The 25950-nt window shown below is 51.4% G+C and carries 32 protein-coding genes; 10 read left to right on the top strand and 22 right to left on the bottom strand.

Translation table 11 applies throughout. From position 1 onward, the window contains the following. Positions 1-3: 3 nt before the first annotated feature. The 11 genes from pabB to tpx all read right to left on the bottom strand — a co-directional run bounded on the left by pabB (position 4) and on the right by tpx (position 9408). On the bottom strand, positions 4-1410 hold the full coding sequence (pabB, locus tag CHM34_RS11160; protein WP_094264689.1) for an aminodeoxychorismate synthase component I: 1407 nt from the start codon (positions 1408-1410) through the stop codon (positions 4-6). Positions 1411-1513: 103 nt separating this feature from the next. After that, positions 1514-2191 (bottom strand): 7-cyano-7-deazaguanine synthase QueC, encoded by a 678-nt coding sequence (queC, locus tag CHM34_RS11165; protein ID WP_094264690.1) that lies wholly within the window; start codon positions 2189-2191, stop codon positions 1514-1516. 1 nt (position 2192) lies between these two features. Beyond that, on the bottom strand, positions 2193-2924 hold the full coding sequence (locus tag CHM34_RS11170) for a 7-carboxy-7-deazaguanine synthase QueE (protein WP_094264691.1): 732 nt from the start codon (positions 2922-2924) through the stop codon (positions 2193-2195). Next, entirely contained in the window at positions 2917-3393 is a 477-nt protein-coding gene (gene queD / locus CHM34_RS11175; RefSeq protein WP_094264692.1) for a 6-carboxytetrahydropterin synthase QueD, read from the bottom strand. Before queD ends, CHM34_RS11170 begins: the two co-directional genes overlap by 8 nt. A 275-nt stretch (positions 3394-3668) precedes the next feature. Next, a complete protein-coding gene (locus tag CHM34_RS11180) occupies positions 3669-4316 on the bottom strand; it encodes a hypothetical protein (RefSeq protein WP_094264693.1) in 648 nt (215 codons plus the stop codon). 914 nt (positions 4317-5230) lie between these two features. Next, complete coding sequence (locus CHM34_RS11190; RefSeq protein ID WP_206093794.1) at positions 5231-5584, bottom strand: type II toxin-antitoxin system PemK/MazF family toxin; 354 nt, start codon at positions 5582-5584, stop codon at positions 5231-5233. Next, positions 5568-6710, bottom strand: coding sequence for a helix-turn-helix domain-containing protein (locus CHM34_RS11195; RefSeq protein ID WP_338048662.1), 1143 nt, complete (start codon positions 6708-6710; stop codon positions 5568-5570). The genes CHM34_RS11190 and CHM34_RS11195 overlap by 17 nt, the downstream gene beginning before the upstream one ends. A 515-nt stretch (positions 6711-7225) precedes the next feature. Continuing rightward, entirely contained in the window at positions 7226-7624 is a 399-nt protein-coding gene (locus CHM34_RS11200; RefSeq protein WP_094264696.1) for an ArsR/SmtB family transcription factor, read from the bottom strand. Further along, positions 7621-8100 (bottom strand): SRPBCC family protein, encoded by a 480-nt coding sequence (locus CHM34_RS11205; RefSeq protein WP_094264697.1) that lies wholly within the window; start codon positions 8098-8100, stop codon positions 7621-7623. The genes CHM34_RS11200 and CHM34_RS11205 overlap by 4 nt, the downstream gene beginning before the upstream one ends. A gap of 83 nt (positions 8101-8183) precedes the next feature. Continuing rightward, the gene (gene thpR, locus CHM34_RS11210) at positions 8184-8780 is read right to left on the bottom strand and encodes an RNA 2',3'-cyclic phosphodiesterase (RefSeq protein WP_169713702.1); all 597 of its coding nucleotides are present in this window, start codon (positions 8778-8780) and stop codon (positions 8184-8186) included. Positions 8781-8886: 106 nt separating this feature from the next. After that, complete coding sequence (gene tpx / locus CHM34_RS11215) at positions 8887-9408, bottom strand: thiol peroxidase (RefSeq protein ID WP_094264699.1); 522 nt, start codon at positions 9406-9408, stop codon at positions 8887-8889. Positions 9409-9561: 153 nt separating this feature from the next. Here tpx and CHM34_RS11220 point away from each other — a divergent pair, with 153 nt between their 5' ends. Next, entirely contained in the window at positions 9562-10026 is a 465-nt protein-coding gene (locus CHM34_RS11220; RefSeq protein ID WP_094264700.1) for a hypothetical protein, read from the top strand. Between the two features lie 149 nt (positions 10027-10175). Continuing rightward, the gene (gene manA, locus CHM34_RS11225) at positions 10176-11123 is read left to right on the top strand and encodes a mannose-6-phosphate isomerase, class I (RefSeq protein WP_094264701.1); all 948 of its coding nucleotides are present in this window, start codon (positions 10176-10178) and stop codon (positions 11121-11123) included. A 252-nt stretch (positions 11124-11375) separates the two neighbouring features. Here the strand turns inward: manA and CHM34_RS11230 are convergent, their stop codons facing one another. Further along, positions 11376-12284 carry a gamma-glutamylcyclotransferase family protein gene (locus CHM34_RS11230; protein WP_094264702.1) on the bottom strand — a complete coding sequence of 303 codons (909 nt, stop codon included), beginning with the start codon at positions 12282-12284 and terminating at the stop codon, positions 11376-11378. A 533-nt stretch (positions 12285-12817) separates the two neighbouring features. On the opposite strand from CHM34_RS11230, the gene CHM34_RS11235 reads away from it, so the two are divergent. From CHM34_RS11235 to CHM34_RS11245, 4 genes are all read left to right on the top strand, one after another. Beyond that, positions 12818-13018 carry a hypothetical protein gene (locus tag CHM34_RS11235; protein WP_094264703.1) on the top strand — a complete coding sequence of 67 codons (201 nt, stop codon included), beginning with the start codon at positions 12818-12820 and terminating at the stop codon, positions 13016-13018. 6 nt (positions 13019-13024) lie between these two features. After that, entirely contained in the window at positions 13025-13207 is a 183-nt protein-coding gene (locus tag CHM34_RS18990; RefSeq protein ID WP_141201694.1) for a hypothetical protein, read from the top strand. A gap of 90 nt (positions 13208-13297) precedes the next feature. After that, positions 13298-14113: a hypothetical protein gene (locus CHM34_RS11240; protein WP_094264704.1), complete on the top strand. Its 816-nt coding sequence runs from the start codon at positions 13298-13300 to the stop codon at positions 14111-14113. Positions 14114-14194: 81 nt separating this feature from the next. Continuing rightward, positions 14195-14380 carry a hypothetical protein gene (locus CHM34_RS11245; RefSeq protein ID WP_094264705.1) on the top strand — a complete coding sequence of 62 codons (186 nt, stop codon included), beginning with the start codon at positions 14195-14197 and terminating at the stop codon, positions 14378-14380. 129 nt (positions 14381-14509) lie between these two features. On the opposite strand, the gene CHM34_RS11250 is transcribed toward CHM34_RS11245, so the two are convergent. Then, entirely contained in the window at positions 14510-15067 is a 558-nt protein-coding gene (locus CHM34_RS11250; protein ID WP_094264706.1) for a DUF420 domain-containing protein, read from the bottom strand. Between the two features lie 216 nt (positions 15068-15283). On the opposite strand from CHM34_RS11250, the gene rraA reads away from it, so the two are divergent. Further along, positions 15284-15760: a ribonuclease E activity regulator RraA gene (rraA, locus tag CHM34_RS11255; RefSeq protein ID WP_094264707.1), complete on the top strand. Its 477-nt coding sequence runs from the start codon at positions 15284-15286 to the stop codon at positions 15758-15760. An 85-nt stretch (positions 15761-15845) separates the two neighbouring features. On the opposite strand, the gene CHM34_RS11260 is transcribed toward rraA, so the two are convergent. The 3 genes from CHM34_RS11260 to CHM34_RS11270 all read right to left on the bottom strand — a co-directional run bounded on the left by CHM34_RS11260 (position 15846) and on the right by CHM34_RS11270 (position 18369). After that, positions 15846-16655 (bottom strand): FxLYD domain-containing protein, encoded by an 810-nt coding sequence (locus CHM34_RS11260; protein ID WP_094264708.1) that lies wholly within the window; start codon positions 16653-16655, stop codon positions 15846-15848. A gap of 206 nt (positions 16656-16861) precedes the next feature. Further along, on the bottom strand, positions 16862-17863 hold the full coding sequence (locus CHM34_RS11265; protein ID WP_094264798.1) for an NADPH:quinone oxidoreductase family protein: 1002 nt from the start codon (positions 17861-17863) through the stop codon (positions 16862-16864). Between the two features lie 131 nt (positions 17864-17994). Further along, complete coding sequence (locus CHM34_RS11270) at positions 17995-18369, bottom strand: hypothetical protein (RefSeq protein WP_094264709.1); 375 nt, start codon at positions 18367-18369, stop codon at positions 17995-17997. A gap of 1098 nt (positions 18370-19467) precedes the next feature. On the opposite strand from CHM34_RS11270, the gene CHM34_RS11275 reads away from it, so the two are divergent. Together CHM34_RS11275 and CHM34_RS11280 are read left to right on the top strand one after the other, a co-directional pair. Continuing rightward, a complete protein-coding gene (locus tag CHM34_RS11275; RefSeq protein WP_094264710.1) occupies positions 19468-19791 on the top strand; it encodes a hypothetical protein in 324 nt (107 codons plus the stop codon). Positions 19792-19815: 24 nt separating this feature from the next. Then, a complete protein-coding gene (locus tag CHM34_RS11280) occupies positions 19816-20424 on the top strand; it encodes a YdcF family protein (RefSeq protein ID WP_094264711.1) in 609 nt (202 codons plus the stop codon). On the opposite strand, the gene CHM34_RS11285 is transcribed toward CHM34_RS11280, so the two are convergent. Then, positions 20373-20795 carry a DUF2203 domain-containing protein gene (locus CHM34_RS11285; protein WP_094264712.1) on the bottom strand — a complete coding sequence of 141 codons (423 nt, stop codon included), beginning with the start codon at positions 20793-20795 and terminating at the stop codon, positions 20373-20375. The genes CHM34_RS11280 and CHM34_RS11285 overlap by 52 nt on opposite strands. A 51-nt stretch (positions 20796-20846) precedes the next feature. Continuing rightward, a complete protein-coding gene (locus CHM34_RS11290) occupies positions 20847-21296 on the bottom strand; it encodes a DUF309 domain-containing protein (RefSeq protein WP_094264713.1) in 450 nt (149 codons plus the stop codon). Between the two features lie 124 nt (positions 21297-21420). On the opposite strand from CHM34_RS11290, the gene CHM34_RS19345 reads away from it, so the two are divergent. Next, positions 21421-21651, top strand: a complete 231-nt coding sequence (locus CHM34_RS19345; protein ID WP_169713703.1) for a DUF1128 domain-containing protein — start codon at positions 21421-21423, stop codon at positions 21649-21651. Positions 21652-21687: 36 nt separating this feature from the next. Here the strand turns inward: CHM34_RS19345 and CHM34_RS11300 are convergent, their stop codons facing one another. From CHM34_RS11300 to CHM34_RS11315, 4 genes are all read right to left on the bottom strand, one after another. Then, positions 21688-22083, bottom strand: a complete 396-nt coding sequence (locus CHM34_RS11300; protein WP_094264715.1) for an acyl-CoA thioesterase — start codon at positions 22081-22083, stop codon at positions 21688-21690. A gap of 165 nt (positions 22084-22248) precedes the next feature. After that, positions 22249-23664, bottom strand: coding sequence for a dihydrolipoyl dehydrogenase (lpdA, locus tag CHM34_RS11305; RefSeq protein ID WP_094264716.1), 1416 nt, complete (start codon positions 23662-23664; stop codon positions 22249-22251). A gap of 1 nt (position 23665) precedes the next feature. Continuing rightward, the gene (locus tag CHM34_RS11310) at positions 23666-24943 is read right to left on the bottom strand and encodes a dihydrolipoamide acetyltransferase family protein (protein WP_094264717.1); all 1278 of its coding nucleotides are present in this window, start codon (positions 24941-24943) and stop codon (positions 23666-23668) included. A gap of 26 nt (positions 24944-24969) precedes the next feature. Then, positions 24970-25950 (bottom strand): alpha-ketoacid dehydrogenase subunit beta, encoded by a 981-nt coding sequence (locus tag CHM34_RS11315; protein WP_094264718.1) that lies wholly within the window; start codon positions 25948-25950, stop codon positions 24970-24972.

Below are 25950 nucleotides of genomic sequence, written 5' to 3' on the forward strand. Positions count from 1 at the left end.
GGTTCATTCGATGGACCCAAACCCGGAACGGGCAGGAAAGATGGCAGCCGACTCGGAGGAAGGATCTCCGGTGCGGGAGGACCACTTCGCCACCGCCCGGGCCATGCCCCGTCCTTTGGCCAGCGTTTCCCGGTATTCCTCCTCCGGGTCGGAGTCCCAGACGATCCCGCCTCCTACATGGTAGGACAACTCCCCGCCCTGCCAGGTTAAGGTTCGGATGGCGATATTCCATTCACTGAACCCCCGTGCATCGATATAGCCGATCGACCCGGTATAGACACCCCGCCGACTGTTCTCCAGGCCGTGAATGATCTGCATGGAACGGAGCTTGGGCGCTCCGGTGATAGAGCCTCCGGGAAATACGCTCTGGAGAATGCTTCCCGCTCCGGTACCGGGAGAGAGGGTCCCTTTGACGGATGCCACCTGGTGCCAAACGGTCGGATGGGGTTCAATCTCACACAACTTCGGAACACAAACGGAGCCTGTCTCACAAAATTTGCCCAGGTCGTTTCGCTCCAGGTCGACAATCATCACCAACTCCGCCCGATCCTTGACGCTTTGGGCCAACGCCTCCCGCAAGCGGCGGTCTTCATCGGGGGTCTCCCCTCTGGGCCGGGTTCCCTTGATCGGTTTCGTCTCGATCTCTTGTGAATCCCACCGTACGAATTGCTCCGGGGAAGAGGAGAGAACCGCAAATCCCGGAAACTTCATAAAAGCCGCGTAGGGACCCGGATTCGTCTCCCTCAATACCCGGTACAACCCCCAAGGATCTCCTTCGGCCCTGCCTGAAACCCGGTAAGTGAGATTGGTTTGGTAAATATCCCCGCGACGGATCCACTCCCTCACTTGTCGAACCCGGTTCTTATATTCCTCCCGATCGATCTCCGGGACCAACGGACCGCACCTCCCCGGCGCAAGAGGGGGCAAGGGTGTTCGATTCCATTCCCCCAACCGGGAAACCAGCTGGTCCAGGATCGGTTGGGGCTCTTCCGCCATCGTGGTCACCGCCACCCAGGTATCCCCTTTTTCCAGGTCCACGGTGACCGTCTTTCCAGGAATTATCAATACTCCATCGGGGACCGGTGCCTTCCGGGGTTTCGGAGGCCCGATCTCCTCCAGGAACCAGGCCAACTCATACCCGAGGTAACCGATCACTCCGGTGAGAAAAGGAGGGGCTTCCTCCGGAACTTGCGGTTTGGGAACCGCCCGAAGCAAATTTTCCACCCGGTGGAAGGGGGAGACCCCGTCTTCATGGTACAACGTCTCCATCCTCAAAGGATCCCAGGCCAAAACCATATAGCGCCCCCGCCTGCAACTGTCCAGCAAGATGCTGTACTCCTCATCCTTCAACCTTGAATACAGGCGAATGGCGTCCAAGGGTTCAGATAGTTTTTTCCATACGGTCAACATGATGCATCCACCTCAATTGGATCGGGACCTTGCGGGAAGGCCACCTGGTGCGAGTCGGAATATCGGCTCTGCACCCCGTTATCGCTTCATGATCAGACACACTCTATTCCGCATAAACAATCGGGTCTTCCGCCCCAGCCTCAGCGAATCCTTTGAGCCGCAGACGGCAGCTGTCGCAATGTCCGCAGGCGATTTCGCCCCCGAGATAGCAGGAAGTAGTCAAATGATAAGGAACACCGAGACGTAACCCTTCCCGGATGGTTTCCGCCTTAGACCACCGGATCAACGGTGTTTCAATGGCGAGTTCGCTCCCTGTCGCTCCAGCCTTGGTCGCCAAGTTGACCGTCCGGGTCATGCTCTCGATAAAGGACGGTCGACAATCCGGATAGCCGCTGTAGTCGACAGCGGAAACACCGATGTAGACTGCCTCCGCTCCGATCACTTCGGCATAGGCGGCGGCCAGAGAGAGAAAAATCATGTTCCTAGCAGGAACATAAGTATCCGGGATGGTTTCCTCCGCACCGTCCGTGGGTACTTCCATGGAGGAATCTGTCAAAGCACTGCCTCCGATCTGGTTTAAAAACTGAATGTCCACGATCCGGTGTTCCCGAATCCGGTAGAACGCCGCCACCTGTTTAGCCTGTTCCACTTCCCGGCTGTGACGCTGACCATAATGAAAAGTCAAGGGATACAGTTCGTACCCCTGTTCCCGGGCGATTCCCATACAAGTCGTACTGTCCAATCCCCCGCTCAAGACGACCACCGCTCTTTTTTCCGCCATTCTAGACCCCCCTTTCCGCTGGATCCCAAATCACTTTATGGAGTTGCAAACTGACCTTTACTTGAGGGAGAGGTTCCGCCAACACCTTCTCCACCAAGCGCCGGGGCGGCATCGTTTCCCATACGGGACTGAACAGGACCTGCCCCTGTCGGTGATATTGCCGGACCACCCGCACAGCGGCGCGGAAATCTTCCTCATTCCCGATGACAAGCTTGACCTCATCCTGATCGGTCAAATGGTCGAAATTACCCCGGATCATCCGGTGCTCCTCACCGGAAGCCGGCAACTTGTAATCCATGATGAACCGGACTTTCCGGAACCAATCCTCCCGGCTCCGCCGCAGGGCGTCAAAGGGTGCCAGGTCAATCGCCCCGTTGGTTTCGATATGGATATCCTCGATGGAATCCAGATCCGCCAACGCCGCCAGGAGCGCCGCCGACTTTTCCTGGTGCATCAGAGGCTCCCCGCCGGTGAAGCAAATCCGTCGGCTGGCGTATCTCTCCACCTGGTGGACAATCTCCCCAATCGCCGCTTCATACTCCGGTCGAGCCGGCGCATAACTGTACGGCGTATCACACCAGGAACAGCGTAGGTTGCAGTGGAAAAGACGGACGAATACCGTGGGAAAGCCGGCCGCCGTTCCTTCGCCTTCCACCGTCTCAAACACTTCCACCATCGGCAGCTTCCAGTCCCGGTACCCTTCGGATGACGGCAACTCCCATCCCTTACGCATCGGCTTCCATCCATTCCCGTTTCAAGGTTGCAAAACTGGTCGGTGTTTCATACAGCGTCAATTCCTCCAGGCGGATCCCCCGTCCGGCCCAATCCTCTCCTCGGATACGATCACGGAGCCGCTCCCAGATCCAGACGATCATGTTTTCCGCAGAGGTGTTCATCTTGGGCAACACCTCATTCAGGTACCGATGATCCAGCCGGGATTCAATCTCTTCCTTGAACATCCGCTTCACATCACTGAAATCGACGACGATCCCGATTTCATTTACATATCCGCTGAACGTGATCACCAGTTTATAAGTATGACCGTGCAGGTTTTTGCATTTCCCTTCATAGCAATGAAGGTGATGGGCGGCATCAAAGGTGAACGCCTTGGTCACCGCCACCCGTTTGTGATGATACTTCAGCTCGTCGCGCCGGATATCGACGCCGAGCTTTTCCACCTGATCCGGGATTTTAAATTCCATAAAAAAGACCCCTTTCCAGACAAAGGGGATGCGTGAAAAAACCCTTTCCGAATCAAAAGGGTGATCCGTTTTCTCACGATCCCTAGTTTTTTTTAGAGAGTGGTGGGTTTGCGACACTCTGAAACCAGTTTTCCGTGTCCATCAGCTTATCATATTTTGCAGGGCTCGAACAGATTTTAGTTGCTCCTTCAATTACGATACTCTTTTTTCAAACCCTTTAGGTCAATAGTCATGAGTCTAAGTGAGACTTTGGGATATAACGTTATGCATACGCTCTAGGTCTTAAACTTATGTACGTACTTATGTAGTTGTTTCAAGGTAAATGTCTCAGGGAATTTCCAATCATCATCTATAAGATAACAATGTAATTCATAAACACTCTGTCTATATTCAAAAATTATTTTACTAATACTTTCTCTATAGTCATTAATAATGGTCTCCTTCTTCGAATCGGGAGATATTAAAAGTCTTTCTACCGTAGTATCATATTCCTGTTTTGCACGATCTACAAACCATTCGCTTTCTTCCATCGATTTATTATAAGGGCTTTTTGTCTTTTCTTCCAATGAAGACAGAGAGTCCTTTAGTGTTTGTTGTTCCAGATTAAGGTGATCTATTTGTCTATAGATTTTACTTAAATGTTTACTGAGCTCATTTTCAACCAGTTTCGGGAATTTTGTAGACTGATAGTAACCAAAAATCGTAAATGCTACACCTGCAATTGCACCGGTAAGTCCGATAAAGGTTAACAAGTAGTTCATACTCGATATTTGATTGGCCATTATGGAGAGTTGTAATGCAGTGGCATCAGGATCATTAACTTTTACAACAGCGTGGTCGGAAGGAAGAAAATAAACACCTACAATAAGAGCCAAAAAACATAAGGAGCCTAAAAGAATAGCTATCCAATGATGTGTTTTCATCGATTTAAACCATCCCCTTATCTGTCATACTCCTCACTAATTCTTAGAAAAATATTTTCTCAACCATATGGTTAAGTATAAACTACCGAGGTGATAAACAAAAGAAAGAGCCCTTCACGTACTCCTCCCAGTCCTGGATTCTGATATTCCACCGTCATCAAAGTAGATAACGAATGCAGATAAACCAGTCAAGAATCCGGTGAGTAATGCTTGAAAATTAGTTATCCATGGATATTTGCAGGGAGTCCGATTATCAGGAGGGGTGTTCCCCATCCTGTGACTCACTACTTTTTACGCTTGCGGCGACGTTTGTGGTAAGTCTTTTTCTTTTTCCGCTTCTTTGGCATTCACTTTTTCGATGATCGTTAGCACCGCGGCGATGATTGCCAAAAGCTTCACCCAAAACTCCACTCCCCTCACCACCTTCCTAAATGAATAAATATATAGTTTATTTCGATTTTTAAGGGTAACGAAATTGTCGTCGATGTCTAGTAGGTAAAAACCCCTGGGGATCCACAACGTTTGCAAATCCACCAAAACCCTCGTTCCTAAAGGAAAAGTGGGAAAAGGAATTAAGAAAAAACGAATTTTTGTGTACTCCATGGGCAGAAAAGAAAAGGCTCCGTTATGGGTTTTTTGGGGATTACAAGCTACCTATTATGGATTCAAAAACAAAAAAAGTCGAGCAGAAATTACCCCGTCCGGCTTTTTGTTGTACTAAACATATTTCAGATCCCGTTCCACGGTTTTTCTTCGTTGGCATCCATGCCTTCGTCCAAGACTTGTATAATTCTTTTTTCGAGCTCTCGTACACATCAGATAAAAAAGGTGAATGTCAGCAAAACGTTACTCAGCTTTCCCTGAATGTCTTGAAAAAAGTACATAAAAAAGCGGGCTTGTCCCGCCTTTTTTAATTATAAATTTATTTGGACTACAATGGCTATAGCAGCGACTATATCCTCGACCTCGTCTTCGGACAAAACCCCTCTCTTCTCCTCAAAGCGTTCTACTGACAATGACTTAACTTGAAACGCATCAGCACCAGAGAGCTTGTCCAATCCGTTTTCAGCGTTAGGTTCGAGCTGTACAAACCATGGTGCCCCTTCGTAAGATGGATCCCATTCGGTTATGGGAACAACGACTTTTAAAGGTAACCTTCCAATATAATCGGAACTTACAATAACACAGGGGCGGATTTTATACATTTCCGCCCCTTTTGATGGGCTCAGATTCACATTCCATACCTGGCCTCTACTCATTGTACTCATACAAATCCTCCAAATCAGCACCCTCAAAAGCTGTTAGTTCTTTATTTTCCGCATACTGCTTAACCAAGTCCGTTGAAGGCTCTGAGAGCTCCGTGGATTCAGCATCAAACAAAGATCGCGGGGTTTCGTTCAATAGTGTGGCAGCAAAGGACGGAGTCACTAGGTCTTCAGCAAGTGCTCGGTGTACGAGTTGATGGAGTCGGTACGGTCTCTCCGGGGCTACATGCTCCGGTTCTTCTGAGCGCCACCCTCGGGCGCTAAGATGTCGAAACAATGACGTATAGGTTGATTTGTCAATGATTTTTAGATCAAAAGCACGGCGAATCCAAAGCTGGATGCTAACTCCATACTCTCGTTTAAGCAACCGTAGTTCGTTAAAACTCAGATTTGATCTCTTTTTGCCAAGTTCAGCATAAACCGCTTCAGCCGGTACCAAAAAAGAACCAGCAAAACGGTGAGCTGCTTTTTCGATGTCGACATCTGGTGCCTCAACGTGAACAAGGTGTCCCAGCTCATGGGCTAAGTTAAATCGTTGACGATCCCCAGGAACGTTTACGTTGAATGCAATAACAGGTACTTGAGCATCATTTTTAGCCCAGCATGAAAGCCCATCAAACCCTTTAGGGCCTTCAATGGCTATGACTTTCACCCCACTCTTTTCAAGTCGGCCGCACAGATCATCAATCGGGTCTATCCCAAGCTTCCATTTTTTCCGCAGTTCATTAGCGGCCTGTTCCCCATCCTCAATGCTGTTAATTGGGATTTGTGGCAAGGACCCTTTTTGAGAGTAATTGTCTGGAAAAAGGTCCTCGACCATTAAATAACGTTCAACCGTTTCAAGCATTTTGGCCTCGATTGACTCCTGTAAGCGCTTCCCTATCTTAGAGTGCTTCCGGTATGCGGGCGCAATTGTATTCACTTTAACTTCTCGGAAGAAAAACTCAACTCCAACAGACAAAGCCTTAGCAAGTCGCAAAAGAGTGCTTTGACGAGGGGTAGCCTTCCCCTTTTCAAATTTGGAGATGGCTGTTTTAGACACACCAACTTGATTAGCAAGCTCTTGCATCGTTAGCTCCGCTCTAACTCGGGCTAACCTAATTCGCGAACCAATATTCACATTGGTCACCCCTTTGTTTACATTTTATGATTCATATTGCGTTTTGTAAACTGCTAGTTAACTTATAGGTTGCCCAAAATCAAAACAAAAAACCGGACGAGATATCCCCGTCTGGCGTTTATCGTTTCATATTGATGGTATCCCCTGATTTCATATTATCCTTCATCCATTTCACCGTGTTGGTCGGGTTTTTGAAGGCGTGTTTCTGCTCCCCGTTTAACTGCACTCGAGTTCATTCATAGCTTTCTCCACTAGCATGAGACGCGGGGAAGCTGGGGCCTACACTGGAAGGATGTTAACCTAGAGAACGGACGGATCAGCGTACGCCGTATTGCTCAATGGCACAAAGGCCAAGGCATTGTATTAGCAGGAAGGCGGGTTATCGGTATCTCCCCCGGCATTGTCTCCGTTCTGAAAAAGCACAAGACACAACGTCTCGATAAATCCGAACTACTCATCCTAGTTCTGAATCCACCGTCATCAAAGTAGATATCCATTCCGAACCCCCTTCGGATCACTTTTCTTCAATCCGGGGGTGTGAGATCCGGGAAGCCCCCTTTCTCCTCCCCTGGATCCCCTTCGGATCCGGGAGGATCGATTTCACTGCTTTCCTCCTTTTCTACGTAATGTTGAAGCTTTGAAATTTTGTTATCCCAAAACGGTTCGAAATAAGAAATCCATTCCTTCACTTCGGACAGCGCTTCCGGCTGAAGTTGATAACGCCTCTCTCTGCCCACCTTCTTCACATTGACAAGCTTCGATTCCGACAGGATGCGTAAATGTTTAGAAACGGCGGTGCGACTTATTGGAAAATGTTTGCTAATCACAGTGACCGGTAATTCCTGACCGGCCAAAAGCCGAATCATCTTGCGTCGAGTAGGATCGGCAATGGCCTGAAAAATGTCATAAGTCTCCCCGGTCATTCATCCTCAACTACTTGACGCAGTTTCTCGTTAACAATGGACTCCCACCCATAGTCCATTCGGTTTCTGATCACGGAATGTGTTTCCGACGGACCTGGAATAATCTCATCCGGCTTGCCCCATCCGGAATGAGTGAGTGTAAACTCTGTCTTCCCATCCCGCTCTTTTAATTCAAAAGAAACATACCAACCGGAATCCCAGGAAAAGGAAAGTCGGTAAGGCGGATCGAGTTCAAGAACCTTACAAGGCGAGGGGCCAAAAGGAGACTGCAGGGTGAATTTATGCCCGACTTCTGGCTTAAAATCATTGGGCATAAACCATGCTACGATTCCTTCCGAGGTGGATACTGCTTCCCATACCTTCTGAATCGGTGCATGAAATAGGACTGTTTTCCTGATATCAGGCAACCTGTCGTGGTCATTTTCGCCCAATTTAATACCTCCATACTCAAATGAAGAGAAACCAAAAGGTTTCATATGCCGATCATACGAACCCTTTGGTTTCTTGTCAAATGGATGCCGGGAACGCCCGTCTTGATCACACCGTTTTCGTTTCGTTTTTATAAGTGACGGACCCTTTTTCCGTCCCCGAACCCGAAGCGGGCCAGCGGTTGATACATCGGGGAGCGGTAAAGATGGGTCTGGTACAGGATCATTTCGTCGACGGTCCAATAAAGCTTTTCTTCATCGGGGGAGAAAATCTCCTCCAGGCGGTCGTGGGGAAAGTCGTTTCTTTTATATTTTTTAGCCAGGGTGATATGGGGCCGATAGGAACGCTTTTCTTTGTGAAAACATAGTGGCTCGACTCTCCTCGTCACTTCTTCGTAAAGGGATTGAAGACAATTCCGATCCCCTCCGACTCCCGCCCACAGAATGCGGGGCCGGGTGGGCACACCGAAATAACCGATCCCTTTCACCGTCAACGAAAAGGGATCCCGTTCGGCGGCCACCTGTCGAATCGCTTGTTTCACTTCCCGGGTTTGACGAAAGGTACAGGCCCCTAAAAATTGAAGGGTGATATGGTAATCAGCGGGATGAACCCAGGACTGAAAGGGCCAATGCAAGGTCATGGTGTCGCTCCAGCGGGCCAGTACCCCCCGTTGGGTCATGGGCAGGGGAATGGCGATAAACAAACGGTAGTTGGCAGCTGAGCTCATGGATCGCACCTGCCTTTTTATCTTTAAGATTCCCGGGTTACCCGATCCCAAACAACACCGTTGCATCGAAAAAGCCCGGGAACGGTTCCCGGGCTTTCACCGTTGGTCAGAGAGCCTTCTTGGCCGCTTCCACTGCGCTCTCGTAGTCAGGATGGTTCGTCGCTTCCGATACATATTCGGCATGGACGACGCGATCATCTTTGTCAACGACAAACACCGCCCGGGCCAACAGGCGCAATTCCTTGATCGCAACACCGTAAGCCTCACCAAAGGAAAGATCGCGGTGATCGGACACGGTCTGTACGTGCTCGATGCCGGCGGCACCGCACCAACGCTTCTGAGCGAAGGGCAGGTCGACACTCACGGTCAGCACTTGGACTCCTTCCAGAGAAGCGGCTTCTTCATTGAAACGGCGGGTCTGGGCATCACAGACCCCAGTGTCCAGGGAGGGAACCACGCTGAAGATGCGAACCGAACCCTTGGTGTCAGCCAGAGTGACCGGGCTGAGATCATTGGCCAATACCGTAAAATCCGGGGCAGAATCTCCCACTTTCACTTCAGAGCCGAGCAAAGTAACCGGATTCCCTTTAAACGTGATCGCACCCTCACGCTCTTGTGCCAATACCATCAACCTCCTCTATGTAATGGACCTATAGGTATCTTAACACAATTGGGTCCCTTCCCGGAAATCCATACCACCCAAAAATCTCCCCAAGGGGCAAATGATCGATTACGGAATGATACCCTATAAGTACGACAAAGAAAACAGGAGGGGCGATGGATGCGATTGGGGGGAATCCAGGGTTTCGTTCTTTTATGCCTTATCACGTTATTAGCAGCAGCTTGCGGAGCAAACAATTCTAAAACACCAGATGAGGTCGTTGAGACATTTTTTAAACAGGTGTGGCTGAACCGTGATTATGATAAAGCAAAAACCATGGTCACCGATCATGTGTCAAAAAAGGAGATATCGAAAGAAGTGGAGGAACTACCGGATAAAAGGAAGCAGCATATTCGGAGGGATTACCTAATGTACAGGGAAATGGACAACAAAAACCAGGAAACAAAAAAGGTATACATGTTGCTTGCCAGCAATTATGAGCGACGGATTAAGCTTTATTTAAAGAAGTCTGAAGGCAAATGGAAAGTAGATCAGATTCAAAGCAAGCCTATGAAAAAATATGATGAAGATCAACTCAACCAATACGAATGGAAGGGTTCGGAGATTCAAGGGAAAATCGAATGATAAAATCCCCGCCCATGGACATCGCGGGCTTCATCTCCTTTTTTCTGTTCCGGGGGGTGGAATCTGTGTTAATCTCGTAGGGGAAGCTGGAAACGACGAAAACACCGTTCCTGTCAAACGGAACGACAGAACACAAGGGGGTTCAGCCTGTGCAACAACCCGTTTTTTTAGAGCCGGTCTTTCAGGAGCGAATCTGGGGAGGCACCGCCCTGCGGGACCGTTTCGGCTATTCGATCCCCTCGGAACATACCGGGGAGTGCTGGGCCATCTCCGCTCACCCCCACGGGCAGAGCACCGTCCGGGAAGGTCCGTACCAGGGGCTCACACTGGGTGAGCTGTGGGAAAAGCACCGGGAGCTGTTCGGGGACTTTCCCGGAGAAACGTTTCCCCTGTTGACCAAGATCCTGGATGCCAACGCGGATTTATCCGTACAGGTGCACCCGGACGACGACTATGCCCGCATCCACGAAGAAGGAGAACAGGGCAAAACCGAGTGTTGGTACATCATCGACTGCCGGGAAGGGGCGGAACTGATTTTCGGACACCACGCCGGCACGAAACAGGAATTAAAAGAAATGATCGATCAAGGCCGCTGGTCCGACCTCCTGCGGCGGATCAAGATCCGCCCCGGCGACTTCCTCTATGTCCCGAGCGGAACGGTTCACGCCCTTTGCGCCGGAACCCTGGTTCTGGAAACCCAGCAAAGCTCCGATACAACTTATCGGGTCTATGATTACGACCGGACAGACGATCGCGGAAACAACAGGGAACTCCACATCGATAAGGCCCTGGACGTCATCACCGTGCCCCACTGCCCCATAAACCCCGACCAGACGATCCGCCGCCATGACGGATTGGAGGTGACCACCTTCGTCAACAGCGACTACTTCACCGTCTATCGGTGGAAGCTGGACGGAAACGCCGCAGTGAAACAGGACCACCCCTTTACATTGGTCAGCGTGATTGACGGGGAAGCGGAACTGAAGACGGAGGCAGGTCTTTTCCCTTGCAGAAAAGGGGATCACATGATCTGGCCCTCCGATCTGAGAACCTTCCAGCTGGAAGGCCGGGCGGAATTCATCCTTTCCCATCCATAACCAACGAAAAACATATACTGTGTCTGGGTCATCACCGAAACGGGCTGAACGCCGACTTCGCCGGAACCTTTTCCCGACAACCTGGAAGCATGGTGAAAAGGCCCCTTTTTCCGGAGGATGGGTTCCGTGATCAGACACACCCTGGGAACACAAAGGCGGGGGCTTGCAAAACGAGCAAGTCCCCGCCTTTAAATAACACGAAAAATCAATCCGGCTGTTCCTGATGTGGAACGGAGGGAATCCTTTCACCTGTTATCCTTCCCCTTCACTCCCCTCCGATTCTTCCACTCTCTTGATTTCCATCCCGAACTTTTCCCTTAAATCCTGTCGAAGCTTGCGGTGATAAACTTCACTGACCGTTCCCCGACTTCCGCGCAGGATTTCCCGGGCGTAATGATCTGGAGGTGCTGTTTCCGGTTGTTTGTCAATCACCAAAAAAGTGAGGATATCGGACACCATCCGGCCGTTCACCTCCATCCGTACCCAGGCCGGCCGATAATGCCCATGGTCCACCCCTTCTCTCCAAAAAAGATAGTCGACCGCCTCCCGGCCGATTCGATACACCTTTCCCTCCACGGTTCCGTATCCGTCTTCTACGATATCCGCCCGGCCGCCGTCGGGAAGAGGCAAGGTATACCGAAGGGAGTAACCCCTTAACACACCGCGCCCGGCGATCTCCTCAAAATGTTGGCCCATCCCCTGCGCCCGAATCCTTTCGTCATCCATACAGGAGCCGTAGGCAAAGTAGAGGTGCTCTTCCTGTTCCCCGATCCGTCGGGATTTCCAATCTCCGGTCTCCATCCAGGATCGATCCGCCTCTTGTTCGGAGGCATCGACATAGACAAAAGCCTCTGTCGAACCTTGATCGGTATGCACCCGATGCCGAACCCGGCGATAAAGGGAGTCCTCCTCTCCGGGACTGTAATCTTCCAGTTCATCCAACCGCTCTAAGTCCGCCTCCGTCACCCGGTACAACTCCCCGTAAACCCGTTTGGCTTCATGGGGGACCATCGCCGGATAACCTTTTCCCGTATCGAACAGCGCACCCGGCGTCCAACACTGCATCGCTACCGGAATCGCCCGGTTCATATAACCATGATTGGCTTCCCCGACCCGCAACGATCCATAAACAAACACCAACTCCCCTCGCTTTTCAGCCATCGGCTTCTCCCCCTTCTCCGTGGGATTTCTCTTTTCACAGACACAGACCGGTTATGAGCTAGAAGCCTTGTGATTGAGCACGTCCTTGGTGGGTCGGGGTGGAGGGTTCCACACTCCCGAACAGGGGACTTTTTCACCGGACTTCTAGACGTATGAACATATTTCCAAGCGAGTCCTACGTGTTCTACCATACTCCCGTTCACTCATCGAACACAAGCCGCGCTATCGTTGGTGTCCCGACAGGAAACGGAGTTGGAAGGGTGGTAGGCCGGCGGAGATCTCATGCACCATTCCCGTACAGGTCGCCGGGGTCGCTCGCTTCCGGTCGTTTGTCACAAACGCTTCTAGCGATGGAAATATACGATTAAATCTTAAATTCGGATAAATATTGGTAAGCATCTTTAAAAGCTATGATTCGTTCGTCGTTTTATGCTACAATCTATGTCACTATCGCCTCCTTACATACATAGAATCATAGACTCCTCATCCGAACTTACCCTGTATATCTTCCGGTCGAAAGGAGGGTGAACCTAGTGAGCCAACTCTGTCTGCCCAATATCGGACCCCGAGGTCGGAGATGGCGTTATTGGATGGCGGGTATCAACTTTGTCATGGTAGCGGCCACCGTAGCCGTATCCGTATCTGCCAACTGGAGTTTTTGGATTCATTTTGCTTTATTTATACCGATTTGGATGGGTTGTCTCGGTTTTTTCCAAGCACGGGAAAAAACCTGAGTATTTTTGGCTGCGCAAGGTTTGCGCAACACCACCGATCACAGTCTGCCTTTTCGATCTGAAACGGAACCGATCGAAGACGAGAAAGAACGGGCCATCATCAATCGTCAAGCCCGCAAGGTACACCTGCAGACACTTGTCACATCCGTTCTCCTCATGATTGTCGTGATCCTGATTACAGGCCTCTAATCCGTTTAGAGGCTTTTATCATTCTTTTTACTGATTATACCTTAAAAGTATTTTTTCTCTGATCGATCTAACATTCGGAAAGGAACGCATATGTGGAAAAAGCAGGAGCGCTATTATGAGAGATATCAAGTGGAAGATGTACTCACTTTTATCTCCCGGCAACTCGTACAGGCGAAAACGATTGAGGGCAATGAAGTCTATATTCAGGAGATTGATATCCATGAACCCCTCCCCCCCGGAGCTCGTGAAATTCTCTTGAACATGGATTTACCACATGTGGCACCGGTTCTGGATGTGGAGGTCAGTGAAAACCGGGCCACCCTGATTCACCCGCCTTTTTCAGGGGATCCCCTTCCGCTGGTGGTCAACGAGAAAAGCCCGATGAAACCGGCTGAAGCCCTACATACCTTTACCAACCTGCTTAAGACAATGGAATCATTGGAGCAACTTCCACTCCCGATGTCAACCACTCTGGATCCGCGGAACATCTCGATATCAAGCAAACCCTATCTCCTCTTTTGTTGGATCAAAAAATACAGCATCAATCCACCAGAGGAAAAATGGCGCGAACTGTTCATCTATTTGTTGACAGGGATTGTCCCTAAAAACCGGACAGAGAGAGTCCGGTTTCTCGAAAACAAAAATATCCCGCCCGCATATCGTAACCTCGCCCTGAAATGCTTTGATCCCGACACAAACCGGAGTGAAATCCTGCATCAAGCGAAACAACTCAAGTTCTTCACTCCGAAAAAGCTGAAGCAAAAATCCTTGATGAAACGATTGCTTCGGTACGCGATCGTTTTCCTCGTCTCTCTCTTAATCGGAGGATTGATCGGCTATACCGCAAACGTCTGGATACAGGATACCAACCTCCATCAACACTCGGACGAATCCTCCGATGGATGAATCAGAAACGCCTGACTGATAGCAGCCGGCTCCAAAACCAGGCGTCGGTTGAGAAATCTCTTCACAAACGGAGCTGGTAAAATGAATGCCGTAAAATTGTTCCTACTGGGCGGGACCATCGCCTACTCCATCCCGCAATTTCTTCATTGGTTCATCTATCAAACCGATCCGCCGGTATTTATTCTTTCCGTCCTGTCGATTTCACTCGTTTTATTCTTACTAACGAGTTACTTCGACAAGCTGGATAAAAAGGAAAGGAGGAATTAACTCAAAAGCCCCGGCTCCTGATAGGAAGCGCCGGGGCTCTTTCCTGCAATGAAAAATGATTTCCGACAAAAATAGCCCGGGTGAGAACCGGGCATGAAGGCGCGTCTGTCGTTCATGATTAGACAGGCTCTAGTAATAGGGAGATATTAACAAATAGACCAGAACGCCGGTGACACTCACATAAAGCCAGAGAGGCATGGTCCAGCGGGCGATGCGGCGGTGTTTTTCCACCTGCATATTGAGTCCCCGGGCCAGAGTGAGCAGAGCCAAAAGGGAGACGATGGGAGCGAGAACAATATGAGTGATTAAAACGAAATAGTAAACGGCTTTCAGGACTCCCTCCCCGCCGTAACTCGTCGATTCCGCCAACGAGTGGTAGGTCAGATACGTCACCAGGAACAGGGCCGTCGTTGCAAAGGCCGCGAAAATAAACCGCCGGTGCATCGGGATGTTCTTTTGTTTAATAAAAAAGAGCGCCGCGATCAAAAACACCGTGGTAAAGCTGTTAAAAATCGCGTTCATCATCGGCAGAAAGGTGAGATCCAAATGATCCAGACCATCCGCCTTCGGCATGAAGAACAAAACCGCCACAATCGCATTGACAGCAAAGGCAATCCCCACCACCCACGGTGTATAATTCCGCTGTTCCGCTGTATGATCGGAGCGATGTTCACTCGTATTCGCCATCATATTCCCTCCTCAACAGGGAATCTCATATAGGACAGTATACCATGGAGGAAGATACCGTCCAAAGCGGTGAAAGCAACAAAATAGTGGCAACGTCACGAAAAACCGAATGTCTTTGCCCCTGATGAAATGCTATAATTAGTTTTTAAAGGCCCCAGCGCTCACCCCATTCTGCCTTTGGGGCCGAGTTTTTGACGAAAGGGCTGGTGACATTCCATGAAAACAGCTGATTTGTGCGATCAGTTTCATGAAGAGTTGGAAATCTGCGAAATCCCCTTTGTGAATTACGGCGGGAGAAAACGTTTTTCCGGCCCTATCGCCACCGTTCGGGTAAGGGAAGACAATGTATTGGTACGGAAATCCCTGGAGGAGATCCCCGAAGGATCGGTACTCGTGGTGGACGGAGGCGGTTCCCGCCGTTGCGCCTTGCTCGGGGACCGACTGGCGGCGATCGGATCCTCCCGGGGATTGGCAGGAATCATCATCCACGGTTGCGTCCGGGATACAGGGGACCTCGCCGAAATGGAAATCGGCGTGCGGGCCCTGGGAAGTATGCCTCTAAAAAGTCGCAAAGAAGGAAAAGGGGAGCGGGAAATCCCCCTCTCCTTTGGCGGTGTTCGATGGAAGCCCGGTCATTATGTCTATGCTGATGAAGACGGAGTTGTCCTTAGTCCGCGAGAGCTCCGGCTTTAAGACCGTACGGGCCGGAGTACAGCCGGGTCCGGGCTTTGCTACCGGGTCCGGCCAACCCTCCGCAAACTTCGACCCCTGCCTATCATCACTCTTCATCATCTTTCTTTTTTGGTTCCTTCGGTTCTTTTTCGGTGAAGAGGGGATAGGCTTGAACTCCTACTTCATCGATTTTCTTCGTCAAACCTTCGGGAAGATCGCTGTTTTTTACCTCGAATTCTTTGCGTTCCCCGGAAGCGATTTTAGTGTTCAGATATTCATTCACCACCCCGAGCAGCTTTCCGTCCTGATCCTTCAAGGCGGCTACCAGGAAAATATCTCTCGCTTCCTTTTCCGTCGGATTTTCCACCTCTCCGGTTACTGTATAAACACCGTTCTTGGACCGTTTCCCCTTCACCTGATCCGTTTTCAATGAATCCGGTTTTTTTAAGGCTGGATAATAATCGGTATCCAGAGTAACCTTTTCCAGATCCTCGGGGTCCCCCGCTTTTTTCAATCGGATCGTGCCTCCGATATAAGCCGACTCACCGGGCCGAATGATTTTCGGAACCACATTCAAAACTTCCTTTTTCCCGATCAGCTCCTGATCCTGTCCTTCAAACCGCAGATGAACCGAATCAAACTCCACCGGAACGTTCCCTGTATTTTTGATAACGGCCGCACCGTTGGCCTGAATTTTTCCTCCGGTGTCTTTCCATGCCCGGCTCGTCACCTCACCGGTCTCCAGTTGGGGTTCGGATTTCTCTTTTTCCTTTTCAGCCGCATCTTCTTTATCTTTGGCCTGGGCGTTCATATCCTCCGAGCCGTCGTCTTCCGCGGATTGGCAACCGCCGATCAGCAAAACCATTCCGAAAACAACAGCCAAGGTTATGCGAAACACAGTGTTGATCCCTTTCACGAATCTCTCCTCCTCTTCGCCATCAGACGGCCTTCTTAACAGAGTCTGTTTGATCCACCGTTTAGGCCTTCATTTTCTATATATACCCAGATAGGCAAGAATACAGATTCTATCTTACCTTCCCGAGTTACTGAAGGGCAAGGATCTTTTTTCCATCCAACAGAAAAAGAGCGGGCTCTCCTTGGCCCGCTCCATGAGAGGTAGAGTTATAATTTCACCACCGTTCGGCCACGGACACCGCCTTTCAGGATGGAAGTCAACGCTTGGGGCAACTCGTCCAGAGAGATTTCTGTCACCCCGGTCCCCTCCAGCAACTTCTCCGGTTTCAGATCATCCGCCAGTCGATTCCAAACTTCCCGGCGGTAAGCGTTCGTCACATGAGCGGAGTCGATCCCCAACAGGTTGATCCCCCGCAGAATAAAGGGGAATACACTGGAGGTGAACTCCGTCCCCCCCGTCAAACCGCTGACAGCGACAGAACCCCCGAAACGGGTGGTACTCAGGAGGTAAGACAGAGTCTTTCCGCCGACAGGATCCACGGCCCCCGCCCAACGGGCCCGAAGAAGCGGTCGTTTCTCTTCTTTGGTCGTCTCTTCCCGGGACAAAATCTCCTCAGCACCCAAGCTTTTCAGATAGTCGTGTTCCGCCGCCTTGCCGGTGCTGGCGGCAACGGTATATCCCCGCTTGGCCAGCATGGCCACCGCCGTACTGCCCACTCCCCCGGTGGCCCCGGTAACGAGGACCGGCCCCCGGTCCGGTTGCAACCCGTTCTCCTCCATCCGCTGAACAGACATGGCGGCGGTAAACCCTGCCGTCCCCAAAATCATCGCTTCTTTCAGGCTGAGTCCCGAAGGGAGCGGAATCACCCAATCCGCCGGAACCCTGGCCATCTCGCTGAACCCGCCGTAATAGGAAACGCCCAGTTCAGCACTGGCGACAATCACTGGATCACCCGGACGAAAGCGGGAATCCGAAGACTCCGTTACCGTACCGGCCAGATCGATCCCCGGCACCATCGGATAAGATTCGACAATCCGCCCCTTGGGAATACTGGCCAATCCATCCTTATAGTTGACCCCGGAATAAGAGACGCGAACCGTAACCTCTCCTTCCGGCAAGTCATCCAAAGACAACTCCTTGATATCCACCGAAAAGGAATCTTCCGCCTGATCCACCATCAAAGCCCGAAATCGGTTTGTCACGGTCATCCCTCTCCCATTCATCATGAAATCGACAACAAACCACGTTGCCCTCTTTCCCTATTCTAACAAATGAAAAAACTCCCCTTCCAAGGGAGTTTCTCCGGGAAGTTCCCGATCCCAGAGGACGCTGTGCCTCTCTAACTGCCGACTCCCCGGGATAAGCGGAGAATTTCGATCTCCCACTCCACATTTTTCGCCTGCAGCTGTAAATAGTAGTTCTGCGTCAACGGCAGATTGACTGTCATGGTGTGATAACCGACACTCTCACTTTCGTCATCGAGGGGAATGCGGGTAATGAGAGCTTTGTCGGCGTCCAGAAGCTCCCCTTTGAACCAGGGTTTTTCTTCGGATTCCAAAGATTCCGGAATCAATGACCAGGTGATGGTATAGGATCCCGCATCCAGAAGCATCTCTCCGGATTGAAAAAAGCCGGTTCTCCCTTTCCAGGAAAGCCCCAAGGACAGCGAACGATTTCTTTTCTTCTTTTTCGGTTTCTCATTTTCATTCGCCACAAGCGTCTCTTCTTTCCATCACGACTTCACTTACCGTTCCTCTCCATATTGATCAGGGAAAGCGGATCGCTATCTCCATCTGCATATTCCGCAAGTCCCGCAACTTGTCCCCCGAATCCGCGAAGCATATGAGCCTGGTACCGATGAGCTGGAGGATGAAACCAGAACGGTAAATTTTTAACCTCCCGTCACCTCCAGGAATCCCGTTTGCAAAAATCGGATCATCCATGCCTGCTTCACTTTGAACAAACACAATTCATCAGAGAATCCCTGAACGCTTCCGCCTGTCCAAGGTCGCCGCCTATTATATCATAAAAATTTTATATAGAAAAACAAACCATTCGCCTCGGATCAATCGCTTATAAGCCGGCTTCTTCTAGGGCGTATCTGATCATTAACGATACTGGGTACGGAAGCCGATTTCCGACTCCGCGCCGGGTTGCCCTCCCGCAGATGCAAAACGGTCCGCGACCTTTTCTACGGACCGAACCAGCATTCATGAGGAAAAGCATAGTGGCCGCTAAACGGTTCGCTCCTCCGAAAACTCCGCTAGGTTATCGGGCATAGCGAGACCCGAGAGCGAAGTGATCGAGGCGAGACTTGTGCCCTATGGGTGCAAAGGCCGCTACGCTGGAAATCGGCGTCCAGCTATTTTCGGCGATTTGCCAGACACGCCCTAAAAGCCTTGTGATTTAGCACGTCCTTGGTGGGTCGGGGTGGGGTTCCACACTCCGTTTCGTTGTTCTGACGAGCCAAAGGCACTCCGTGTGGAACCCCACCCTCCCGAACAGGGGACTTTTTCACCATGCTTCTAATGCCCCATCTGGTAACCCAGTTGGGAGGGTTGTAGACCGGCGTAGATCCTTTGCACTCAGGGGAGCACAAGTCTCGCCAAGGTCGCTCCGCTCCCCGGTCTCACTATGCGTTTTTTGCAAGAGATCGGAGACGGCCAGCCAGCCCGACCACCCCAGTACGGGATCAAACCGATCAAAGTTTCCTGAAGGGGCACTATGGAGCCATACGACCGCTTTCTCCGGAAAGGGAAATCTGCTATATTGTTGAGTGGAAATAAAAACGGCGATCAGGGGGTGAACGTCTATGAATATACAGATTCATCCATTGGCGGCAGCCCGGCTCCGAACCCTCCTGTCCGGGGAAGAGGGAGGGGAGAAGTTGGCCGTACGCATCGTTCCCCTCACTTCCGGATGTAACACCCCCTCCTTTGCACTGGAGCTGACAGAGGTGCTCCCGGGTTACGTAACCACGACCGCCGAAGGAGTTCCCTTCACCTGTCCCCCGGCGGAGAAGGAATGGCTGGACGGAATCATCATCCGACTGAACCGGGAGAGTGGAAAGTTCCACCTTTACCATCCCCATCCTCCATCCCTCCCCGATTGTCCATCTTCCCTGTACACAGAATAAAACGGAAGCGAGAGGTTCGAGAGCATGAAATGGATCCTGTATATCGCGACAGCAGCCCTAGCTGCCGGCGGCACGCTTCTGTGGATGCTGGTATCCCGCTACAACGGAGAGATCCATCATCGGGAAAAACGGCAAGCCATCATTGTGCTGGGTGCCGCAATCAAGGGTGAAAAGCCCGGACCCGCTCTCAAGGAACGGCTGGACTATGCGTACCGCTTATACTCTCGGGGATTGGCACCCGTCATCATCTGCTCCGGAGGATCAATCAAACACCGGATCAGTGAGGCAGAAGTGATGAAACAAAATCTGGTGGAAAAGGGGGTTCCTCCGGATTCCATCCTGTTGGAGGACCGATCCACCAATACGGTTCAAAACATCGCCAATACCATGAAAATCCTAAAACAGCACCAGTGGGACGATGTCTACTTGGTCACCCACGACTACCATATGTATCGCGCCCTTTTCTGCGCCCGGAGATATCCGGTTCAGGTGACACCCGCCCCTTTTCACACCCGCACCTTGTGGATGGGCTACCACAAAATGCGGGAGTGTTTGGCTCTGATCAAATACGGGGTTTGGTATCAATTCTCACAGGATCCCTTTTCCTCCTCCAGTCCCTTTCGGCAAAAATAGTCCTCCCACAGATAATGCCAATGGGAGACCCGCGGCTCGTCCACCTTCCAGCAGAGCAGCACGTCACGCTCTTGTCGACGCGACGGGAAATCGATCAATCCCCAATCGATATCCTTCAGCAGTGCGCCGGTCTTCCGGATGGCTTCGATTCCGCTCCTCATCTGGATATTGAGAAACTCCAACTGCGCCTCCAGCTTGAAATAGGGATCCTCCTTCGCTGAATCCCCGCTTTCAGCCCGGGTCTTTTTCTGCTGTAGCTCTCCAAACTTGAACTCAAATTCCTTTTTCAAACACCTCAATTCATAGACCTGATCCCGAAGTTGAGGCAAAAGCCGATTAACCTCTTCAACCGTAAACGGCTTTTGATCCATCCTGCTCCTCCTCTCACTCGAACATGATGACTCCCGGAGACAACGATTGCCTTACAGATCCCTTCCTTTCCTTTCAGAAGCCCCTCGTTCCTCCCGGTATTTTTCCACCTTCTCCTGTAGAGCGGAATCAAGGATAACGATATTCAGATCATAAAAGGGAAAAGGCGATGTTTCATAGGCGTTCAGCTTTTTGAGATAATGCCGGGACTCTTCCCGAATCCGGCCTAAATCGATTCCCAAGCTGTCTCCGGGATAGTTCGCCAACTTGTCCAATGCTCCTTGAAACAGCTTCCTCGCTCCGTTCACATTGTCGTTTCGGAAGTGATACAGAGCCACCGCCACTTGGAGCAGTCCCTGATACAAAAGACTTCTGCCCTCTTCCAACCAGAGTTCCTCCAGCACTTCATGACATTCAAAATAATCCCTTTCCACATTAAAATAATAGAGAAATTGGACAAAAAGCGGGGAATACGCCTCCCCTTCCGATCGGACATGGTCCATGGAAACTCCCCTTTCCTTGCCCCGGCTTCTGTCGGCCCTGAATCGATCTCCTTCTACCGGGTATGATTTCCCCTCGGTTTCCTTTACAATTAAAATAAGTTGCCCGTTGCAAAGGAGCGATTTTATGCATTTGGAAAAACCGAGCCGAGAAAACCTGGATTTTATGATCAACGAACTGAAAGCCCATTTGAAACTGGTCAACACTTCCATCATTAAACCGGAGGATTACCATCTCGACGATTACGAGGAAGTTCATGACCTTTACAAGATGGTGGAGAAAAAAGAGGGACGCCTCACCATGATGGAATTGGAAGGCATCCTGAAGGAATTGGGTCAGCTGCGTCAAACCGACTGAGTCGAAAAAAACCGCCGACGGTTCAGGCGGTTTTTTCTACTTTTCAAACGGTTCGGCCAGGGCATCAGGAACGGGTACGCTTTTGCGCGTTTTCAAATCGATCGTAACACTGGTCACATCCGCGTCGGCCACCCGTTCCCCCCGTTCATTATCAATCACATGCCGGAGGACATAGCTGGTTCTCCCTTTGCGCAAAGGAACCGTATTCACCGTCAGTCGCTCGCCCAAACGCGCCTCTTTCCGGTAGTTGATATTGATGTTGACAGTGACCGTGCCGATATTCATCCCGGTAAACTCGTCGAAGGGAAGTCCGACCTTGTTGTACCAGTCCTCCCGCCCCCACTCCATGTATTCCAGGTATTTGGCATTGTTGACATGACCCATAACGTCGATCTCTGTGGGCCGTACTTCAATTTCGATCGATGTTTCCATACGGAGCCTCCTCAGTGGGTACAGTTCTGGCCTAGTAGCAATATACCACAAAACTCGGCCGCGTATGGTGAATGAGTGACATAACAACCGGTGCCGCAAGCCTTATCAATATATGAAGACCCCCGGAATCTCCCGGGGGTCTTTGATAGATTGTTCGGCTTTTTGTTACTTGTTCACCATGTGAACGGAGTTGCCCATCACACCTTCCGCCGCTTCCATGACCGTTTCCGGCAGGGAAGGGTGGGCATGGATCGTGAGAGCGATGTCTTCGGCATTGGCCCCCATCTCGATAGCCAGGACCACTTCGGCGATCAGAGTGGCCGCTCCCGGACCGACGATTTGAGCACCCAGGATCTCTTTGGATTCCTTATCAGCGATAACTTGCGTAAAACCGTCGGCGGCATCCAGAGAAAGGGCGCGACCGTTGGCGGCAAAGGAGAAGCGGCTGACCACCGGGTCATAACCCTCTTCCTTGGCCTCTTTTTCGGACAGTCCGGTATATGCCAGTTCCGGATCGGAAAAGATGACGTAGGGCATCGCCCGGTAATCGACTTCGCTGGGTTCTCCGGCAATCGCCTCTGCCGCCACTTTACCTTCATAGGAGGCTTTGTGAGCCAGCATCGGCTGTCCGGCCACGTCTCCGATGGCGTAAATCCGCCCGACCTTCGTTTTCATCTGCTTATCCACGGGAATAAAACCGTGTTCGTCCAGTTCGATTCCCGCCTGGTCCAGGCCGAGATCGTCGGTGTTCGGTGTGCGTCCCACCGCGACTAACACTTTATCGGCGGAATAGGTTTTCTCTTCGCCCTTCACTTCCGCCGTCACCTTTACTTCGTCCCCGGAAGTATCAGCGCCTTGAACCATCGCCTTGGTGACCACCTGTACCCCGAATTTCTTCAGCTTTCGTTTCACCATACGAACCATGGACGGATCGACACCGGGCAGCAGGCTGTCCGTTCCCTCCAAAATGGTGACGTCCGTACCCAGCTTGCCGTAAGCGGTTCCCAGCTCCAAACCGATGTAACCGCCGCCGACAACGATCAGCTTGTCAGGGATCTCTTCCAGAGAGAGCGCTTCCGTGGAGGAGATCACTTTCTTCCCGTCAAAAGGTACGGATTTGATTTCTGTGGGACGGGAACCGGTGGCGATGATGCAGTCTTCAAACTGATAGGTCGTGCTGTTGTTTTCGGTGGCCACTTTTACTGTATTTTCACCAGTGAAGTAAACTTCACCCTGAATCGTCTCCACTTTATTGCCTTTCAGCAAGGAACCCACACCGCCGGTCAATTTCTTGACCACGCTGTCTTTCCATTTCATCATGTCGGTGAAGTTGACCTGAACCCCATCCACTTCGATCCCCATGTGGGATGCGTTTTTCATTTTGTCCACTTCATCCGCCGCGTGGATCAGCGCCTTGGAAGGGATACAACCGCGGTTGAGGCATACTCCGCCCAGATCGGCCTTGTCCACCAGTGTCACTTTTTTCCCCAATTGGGCCGCCCGGATGGCAGCCACGTACCCGCCGGGGCCGCCTCCGACGACGAGCACGTCCACTTCCGTTGCAAAATCTCCTACTACCATATTAATTCATCTCCATCATCAAGAGTTTCGGGCTTTCCAGTAACTCTTTGACGCGGTTCAAGAAACGGGCCGCCACGTCACCGTCAATCAAGCGATGGTCAATCGACAGCGAAATATTCATCATCGGACGGACCACCACTTCGCCGTCCACAGCCACCGGACGTTCGGCCATTTTGCCCATGCCCAGGATCGCCACTTCCGGATAGTTGATAATCGGCGTGAAGTATTGACCGCCGAAGGAACCGATATTAGTGATGGTAAAGGTGCTTCCCTTCAGCTCCTCGACACCGGCTTTGCGTTCCCGGGTGCGGCCCACCACTTCGCGGATCTCTTTGGCGAGGGTAAAGATCGACTTACGGTCCACATCTTTGACCACCGGAACGACGAGACCGTCTTCTGTCGCCGTAGCGATTCCCATGTGATAATACTTCTTGATCACGATCTCTTCTTTTTCCTCATCGATGGACGCGTTCAAGGTTGGGTACTCCCGCAAGGCGGCAGTGAGTGCTTTGATGACAAAGGGAAGGTAGGTCAGTTTGATTTCCTTCTGCTCCGCCATCGGCTTGGCCCACTTGCGGACCTCGATCAGCTCGGAAGCATCTACTTCGTCCATCACCGTCACGTGGGGAGCCGTAAACTTGCTCTGAGCCATCCGCTTGGCAATCGTACGGCGCATTCCGCGCAACGGCATCCGCTCTTCATCGCCCTGAGCAACAGCCGGTTGCTTCTCTTCCTTCGCCGCAGGCTGTTCTTCTGCCGCGGCCGGTTTCTCTTCTTTCGCCGTTTCTTTTTGCGCACCGCCTTCGGCGAATGCCTTCAGGTTATCCAGCGTAATACGTCCGCGGGGGCCGGAACCTTCCACCCGGCTGATGTCGATCCCCATCTCCCGAGCTTTTTTGCGGACAGAGGGCATGGCCAGTACTTTTTTGCCGGGTTTGGGAGCCCCCTTGTCTTCTTTCACTTCGGTCCCTGCTTCTTTGGGCTCCTCCGTTTCTTTCTTCTCTTCCTTCTCAGCAGGAGCCTCTTCCGCGTCATCACCGTCGCCGGTGTCAAAGACCGCCAGTACCGAACCGACTTCGATAACTTCTCCTTCCTGAGCGTTCAGCTTTTTCACCGTACCCGTCACCGGGGAGGGAATCTCCACCACCGCTTTGTCCGTCTGCACCTCGGCGAGAACGTCATCTTCGTTGATGGAGTCGCCTTCTTTCACGTGGAATTGGACGATTTCACCCTCGTGAATCCCTTCCCCCACATCAGGCAGCTTAAAATTAAAAGCCAATGAAAATAACCTCCTTTCTTTTCACCTTAGAAGTCCAGTGTTTTATAAATGCCGGCACAGACCCGGTTCACCGTCGGCAACCACTCGTCCTCGATCGCCGTCAGCGGGTATGGAGTATCGAAACCGGTCACGCGCGCCACCGGCGCTTCCAGAGACAGAATCGCTTCCTCATTGATCCGGGCGACAATCTCCGCGCCGACTCCACCGCTTTTTGCCGCTTCGTGAACGACAACGGCCCGGTGGGTTTTCTCCACGGATTGGATCACGGTATCCAGATCGAGGGGGGCAATCGTCCTCAAGTCGATCACTTCTGCTTTAACTCCCCGTTCTTTTTCCGCCTGAGCGGCTGCCTTTTCAGCCAAGGGAACCATGGCACCATAGGCGATCAGCGTGACATCGGATCCCTCCTGAACCACATTGGCTTTGCCGAGCGGGACGGTATACGCTTCTTCCGGTACGTCCGCCTTGACAGAGCGGTACAGTTTCATCGGTTCATAGAAGATGACCGGATCCTCATCCCGAATAGCGGAAATCAGCAAACCTTTGGCGTCGTAGGGATTGCTCGGCATCACCACTTTGATCCCGGGACTGTGGAGGAAGAGAGCTTCCAGACTGTCGGAGTGCATCTCCGGCGTCTTCACACCGCCGCCGTAGGGAATCCGGATCGTAATCGGCACATTGAAACGTCCGCCGGACCGCATCCTCAGACGCGCCGCCTGGGTGGAAATTTGATCCATGCATTCATAAACGAACCCGGCAAACTGAATTTCCGGCACCGGACGGAAACCCTGGGATGCCAAACCGATCGAAGTCCCGATGATCCCGGACTCGGCCAGCGGCGTGTCAAAGGAGCGTTTTTCGCCGAATGTTTGGTACAGATCGGCGGTCGCCCGGAACACACCACCGTTCACCCCGACGTCTTCACCGAGTACAATCACGTTTTCATCTTGTTCCATTTCCGCGCGTAAGCCATCGTTGATGGCTTTAATCAACGTCATGGTCGCCAT

The organism is Paludifilum halophilum (genome assembly GCF_002245355.1).
GTDB lineage: Bacteria > Bacillota > Bacilli > Thermoactinomycetales > DSM-45169 > Paludifilum > Paludifilum halophilum.

Coding starts and splice junctions, on each gene's coding strand:
- CHM34_RS11285 (WP_094264712.1), bottom strand. CDS start 20,795: ATGGATCAAAAGCCGTTTACGGTTGAAGAGGTTAATCGGCTTTTGCCT.
- CHM34_RS11280 (WP_094264711.1), top strand. CDS start 19,816: ATGAAATGGATCCTGTATATCGCGACAGCAGCCCTAGCTGCCGGCGGC.
- CHM34_RS11205 (WP_094264697.1), bottom strand. CDS start 8,100: ATGAAACCTTTTGGTTTCTCTTCATTTGAGTATGGAGGTATTAAATTG.
- thpR (WP_169713702.1), bottom strand. CDS start 8,780: ATGAGCTCAGCTGCCAACTACCGTTTGTTTATCGCCATTCCCCTGCCC.
- queC (WP_094264690.1), bottom strand. CDS start 2,191: ATGGCGGAAAAAAGAGCGGTGGTCGTCTTGAGCGGGGGATTGGACAGT.
- CHM34_RS11200 (WP_094264696.1), bottom strand. CDS start 7,624: ATGACCGGGGAGACTTATGACATTTTTCAGGCCATTGCCGATCCTACT.
- CHM34_RS11220 (WP_094264700.1), top strand. CDS start 9,562: ATGCGATTGGGGGGAATCCAGGGTTTCGTTCTTTTATGCCTTATCACG.
- CHM34_RS19345 (WP_169713703.1), top strand. CDS start 21,421: ATGCATTTGGAAAAACCGAGCCGAGAAAACCTGGATTTTATGATCAAC.
- CHM34_RS11290 (WP_094264713.1), bottom strand. CDS start 21,296: ATGGACCATGTCCGATCGGAAGGGGAGGCGTATTCCCCGCTTTTTGTC.
- CHM34_RS11170 (WP_094264691.1), bottom strand. CDS start 2,924: ATGCGTAAGGGATGGGAGTTGCCGTCATCCGAAGGGTACCGGGACTGG.
- CHM34_RS11230 (WP_094264702.1), bottom strand. CDS start 12,284: ATGGCTGAAAAGCGAGGGGAGTTGGTGTTTGTTTATGGATCGTTGCGG.
- CHM34_RS11245 (WP_094264705.1), top strand. CDS start 14,195: ATGAATGCCGTAAAATTGTTCCTACTGGGCGGGACCATCGCCTACTCC.
- lpdA (WP_094264716.1), bottom strand. CDS start 23,664: ATGGTAGTAGGAGATTTTGCAACGGAAGTGGACGTGCTCGTCGTCGGA.
- rraA (WP_094264707.1), top strand. CDS start 15,284: ATGAAAACAGCTGATTTGTGCGATCAGTTTCATGAAGAGTTGGAAATC.
- CHM34_RS11250 (WP_094264706.1), bottom strand. CDS start 15,067: ATGGCGAATACGAGTGAACATCGCTCCGATCATACAGCGGAACAGCGG.
- pabB (WP_094264689.1), bottom strand. CDS start 1,410: ATGTTGACCGTATGGAAAAAACTATCTGAACCCTTGGACGCCATTCGC.
- CHM34_RS11315 (WP_094264718.1), bottom strand. CDS start 25,950: ATGGCGACCATGACGTTGATTAAAGCCATCAACGATGGCTTACGCGCG.
- CHM34_RS11275 (WP_094264710.1), top strand. CDS start 19,468: ATGAATATACAGATTCATCCATTGGCGGCAGCCCGGCTCCGAACCCTC.
- CHM34_RS11240 (WP_094264704.1), top strand. CDS start 13,298: ATGTGGAAAAAGCAGGAGCGCTATTATGAGAGATATCAAGTGGAAGAT.
- queD (WP_094264692.1), bottom strand. CDS start 3,393: ATGGAATTTAAAATCCCGGATCAGGTGGAAAAGCTCGGCGTCGATATC.
- CHM34_RS11300 (WP_094264715.1), bottom strand. CDS start 22,083: ATGGAAACATCGATCGAAATTGAAGTACGGCCCACAGAGATCGACGTT.
- tpx (WP_094264699.1), bottom strand. CDS start 9,408: ATGGTATTGGCACAAGAGCGTGAGGGTGCGATCACGTTTAAAGGGAAT.
- CHM34_RS11180 (WP_094264693.1), bottom strand. CDS start 4,316: ATGAAAACACATCATTGGATAGCTATTCTTTTAGGCTCCTTATGTTTT.
- CHM34_RS11190 (WP_206093794.1), bottom strand. CDS start 5,584: ATGAGTACAATGAGTAGAGGCCAGGTATGGAATGTGAATCTGAGCCCA.
- CHM34_RS11265 (WP_094264798.1), bottom strand. CDS start 17,863: ATGACCGTGACAAACCGATTTCGGGCTTTGATGGTGGATCAGGCGGAA.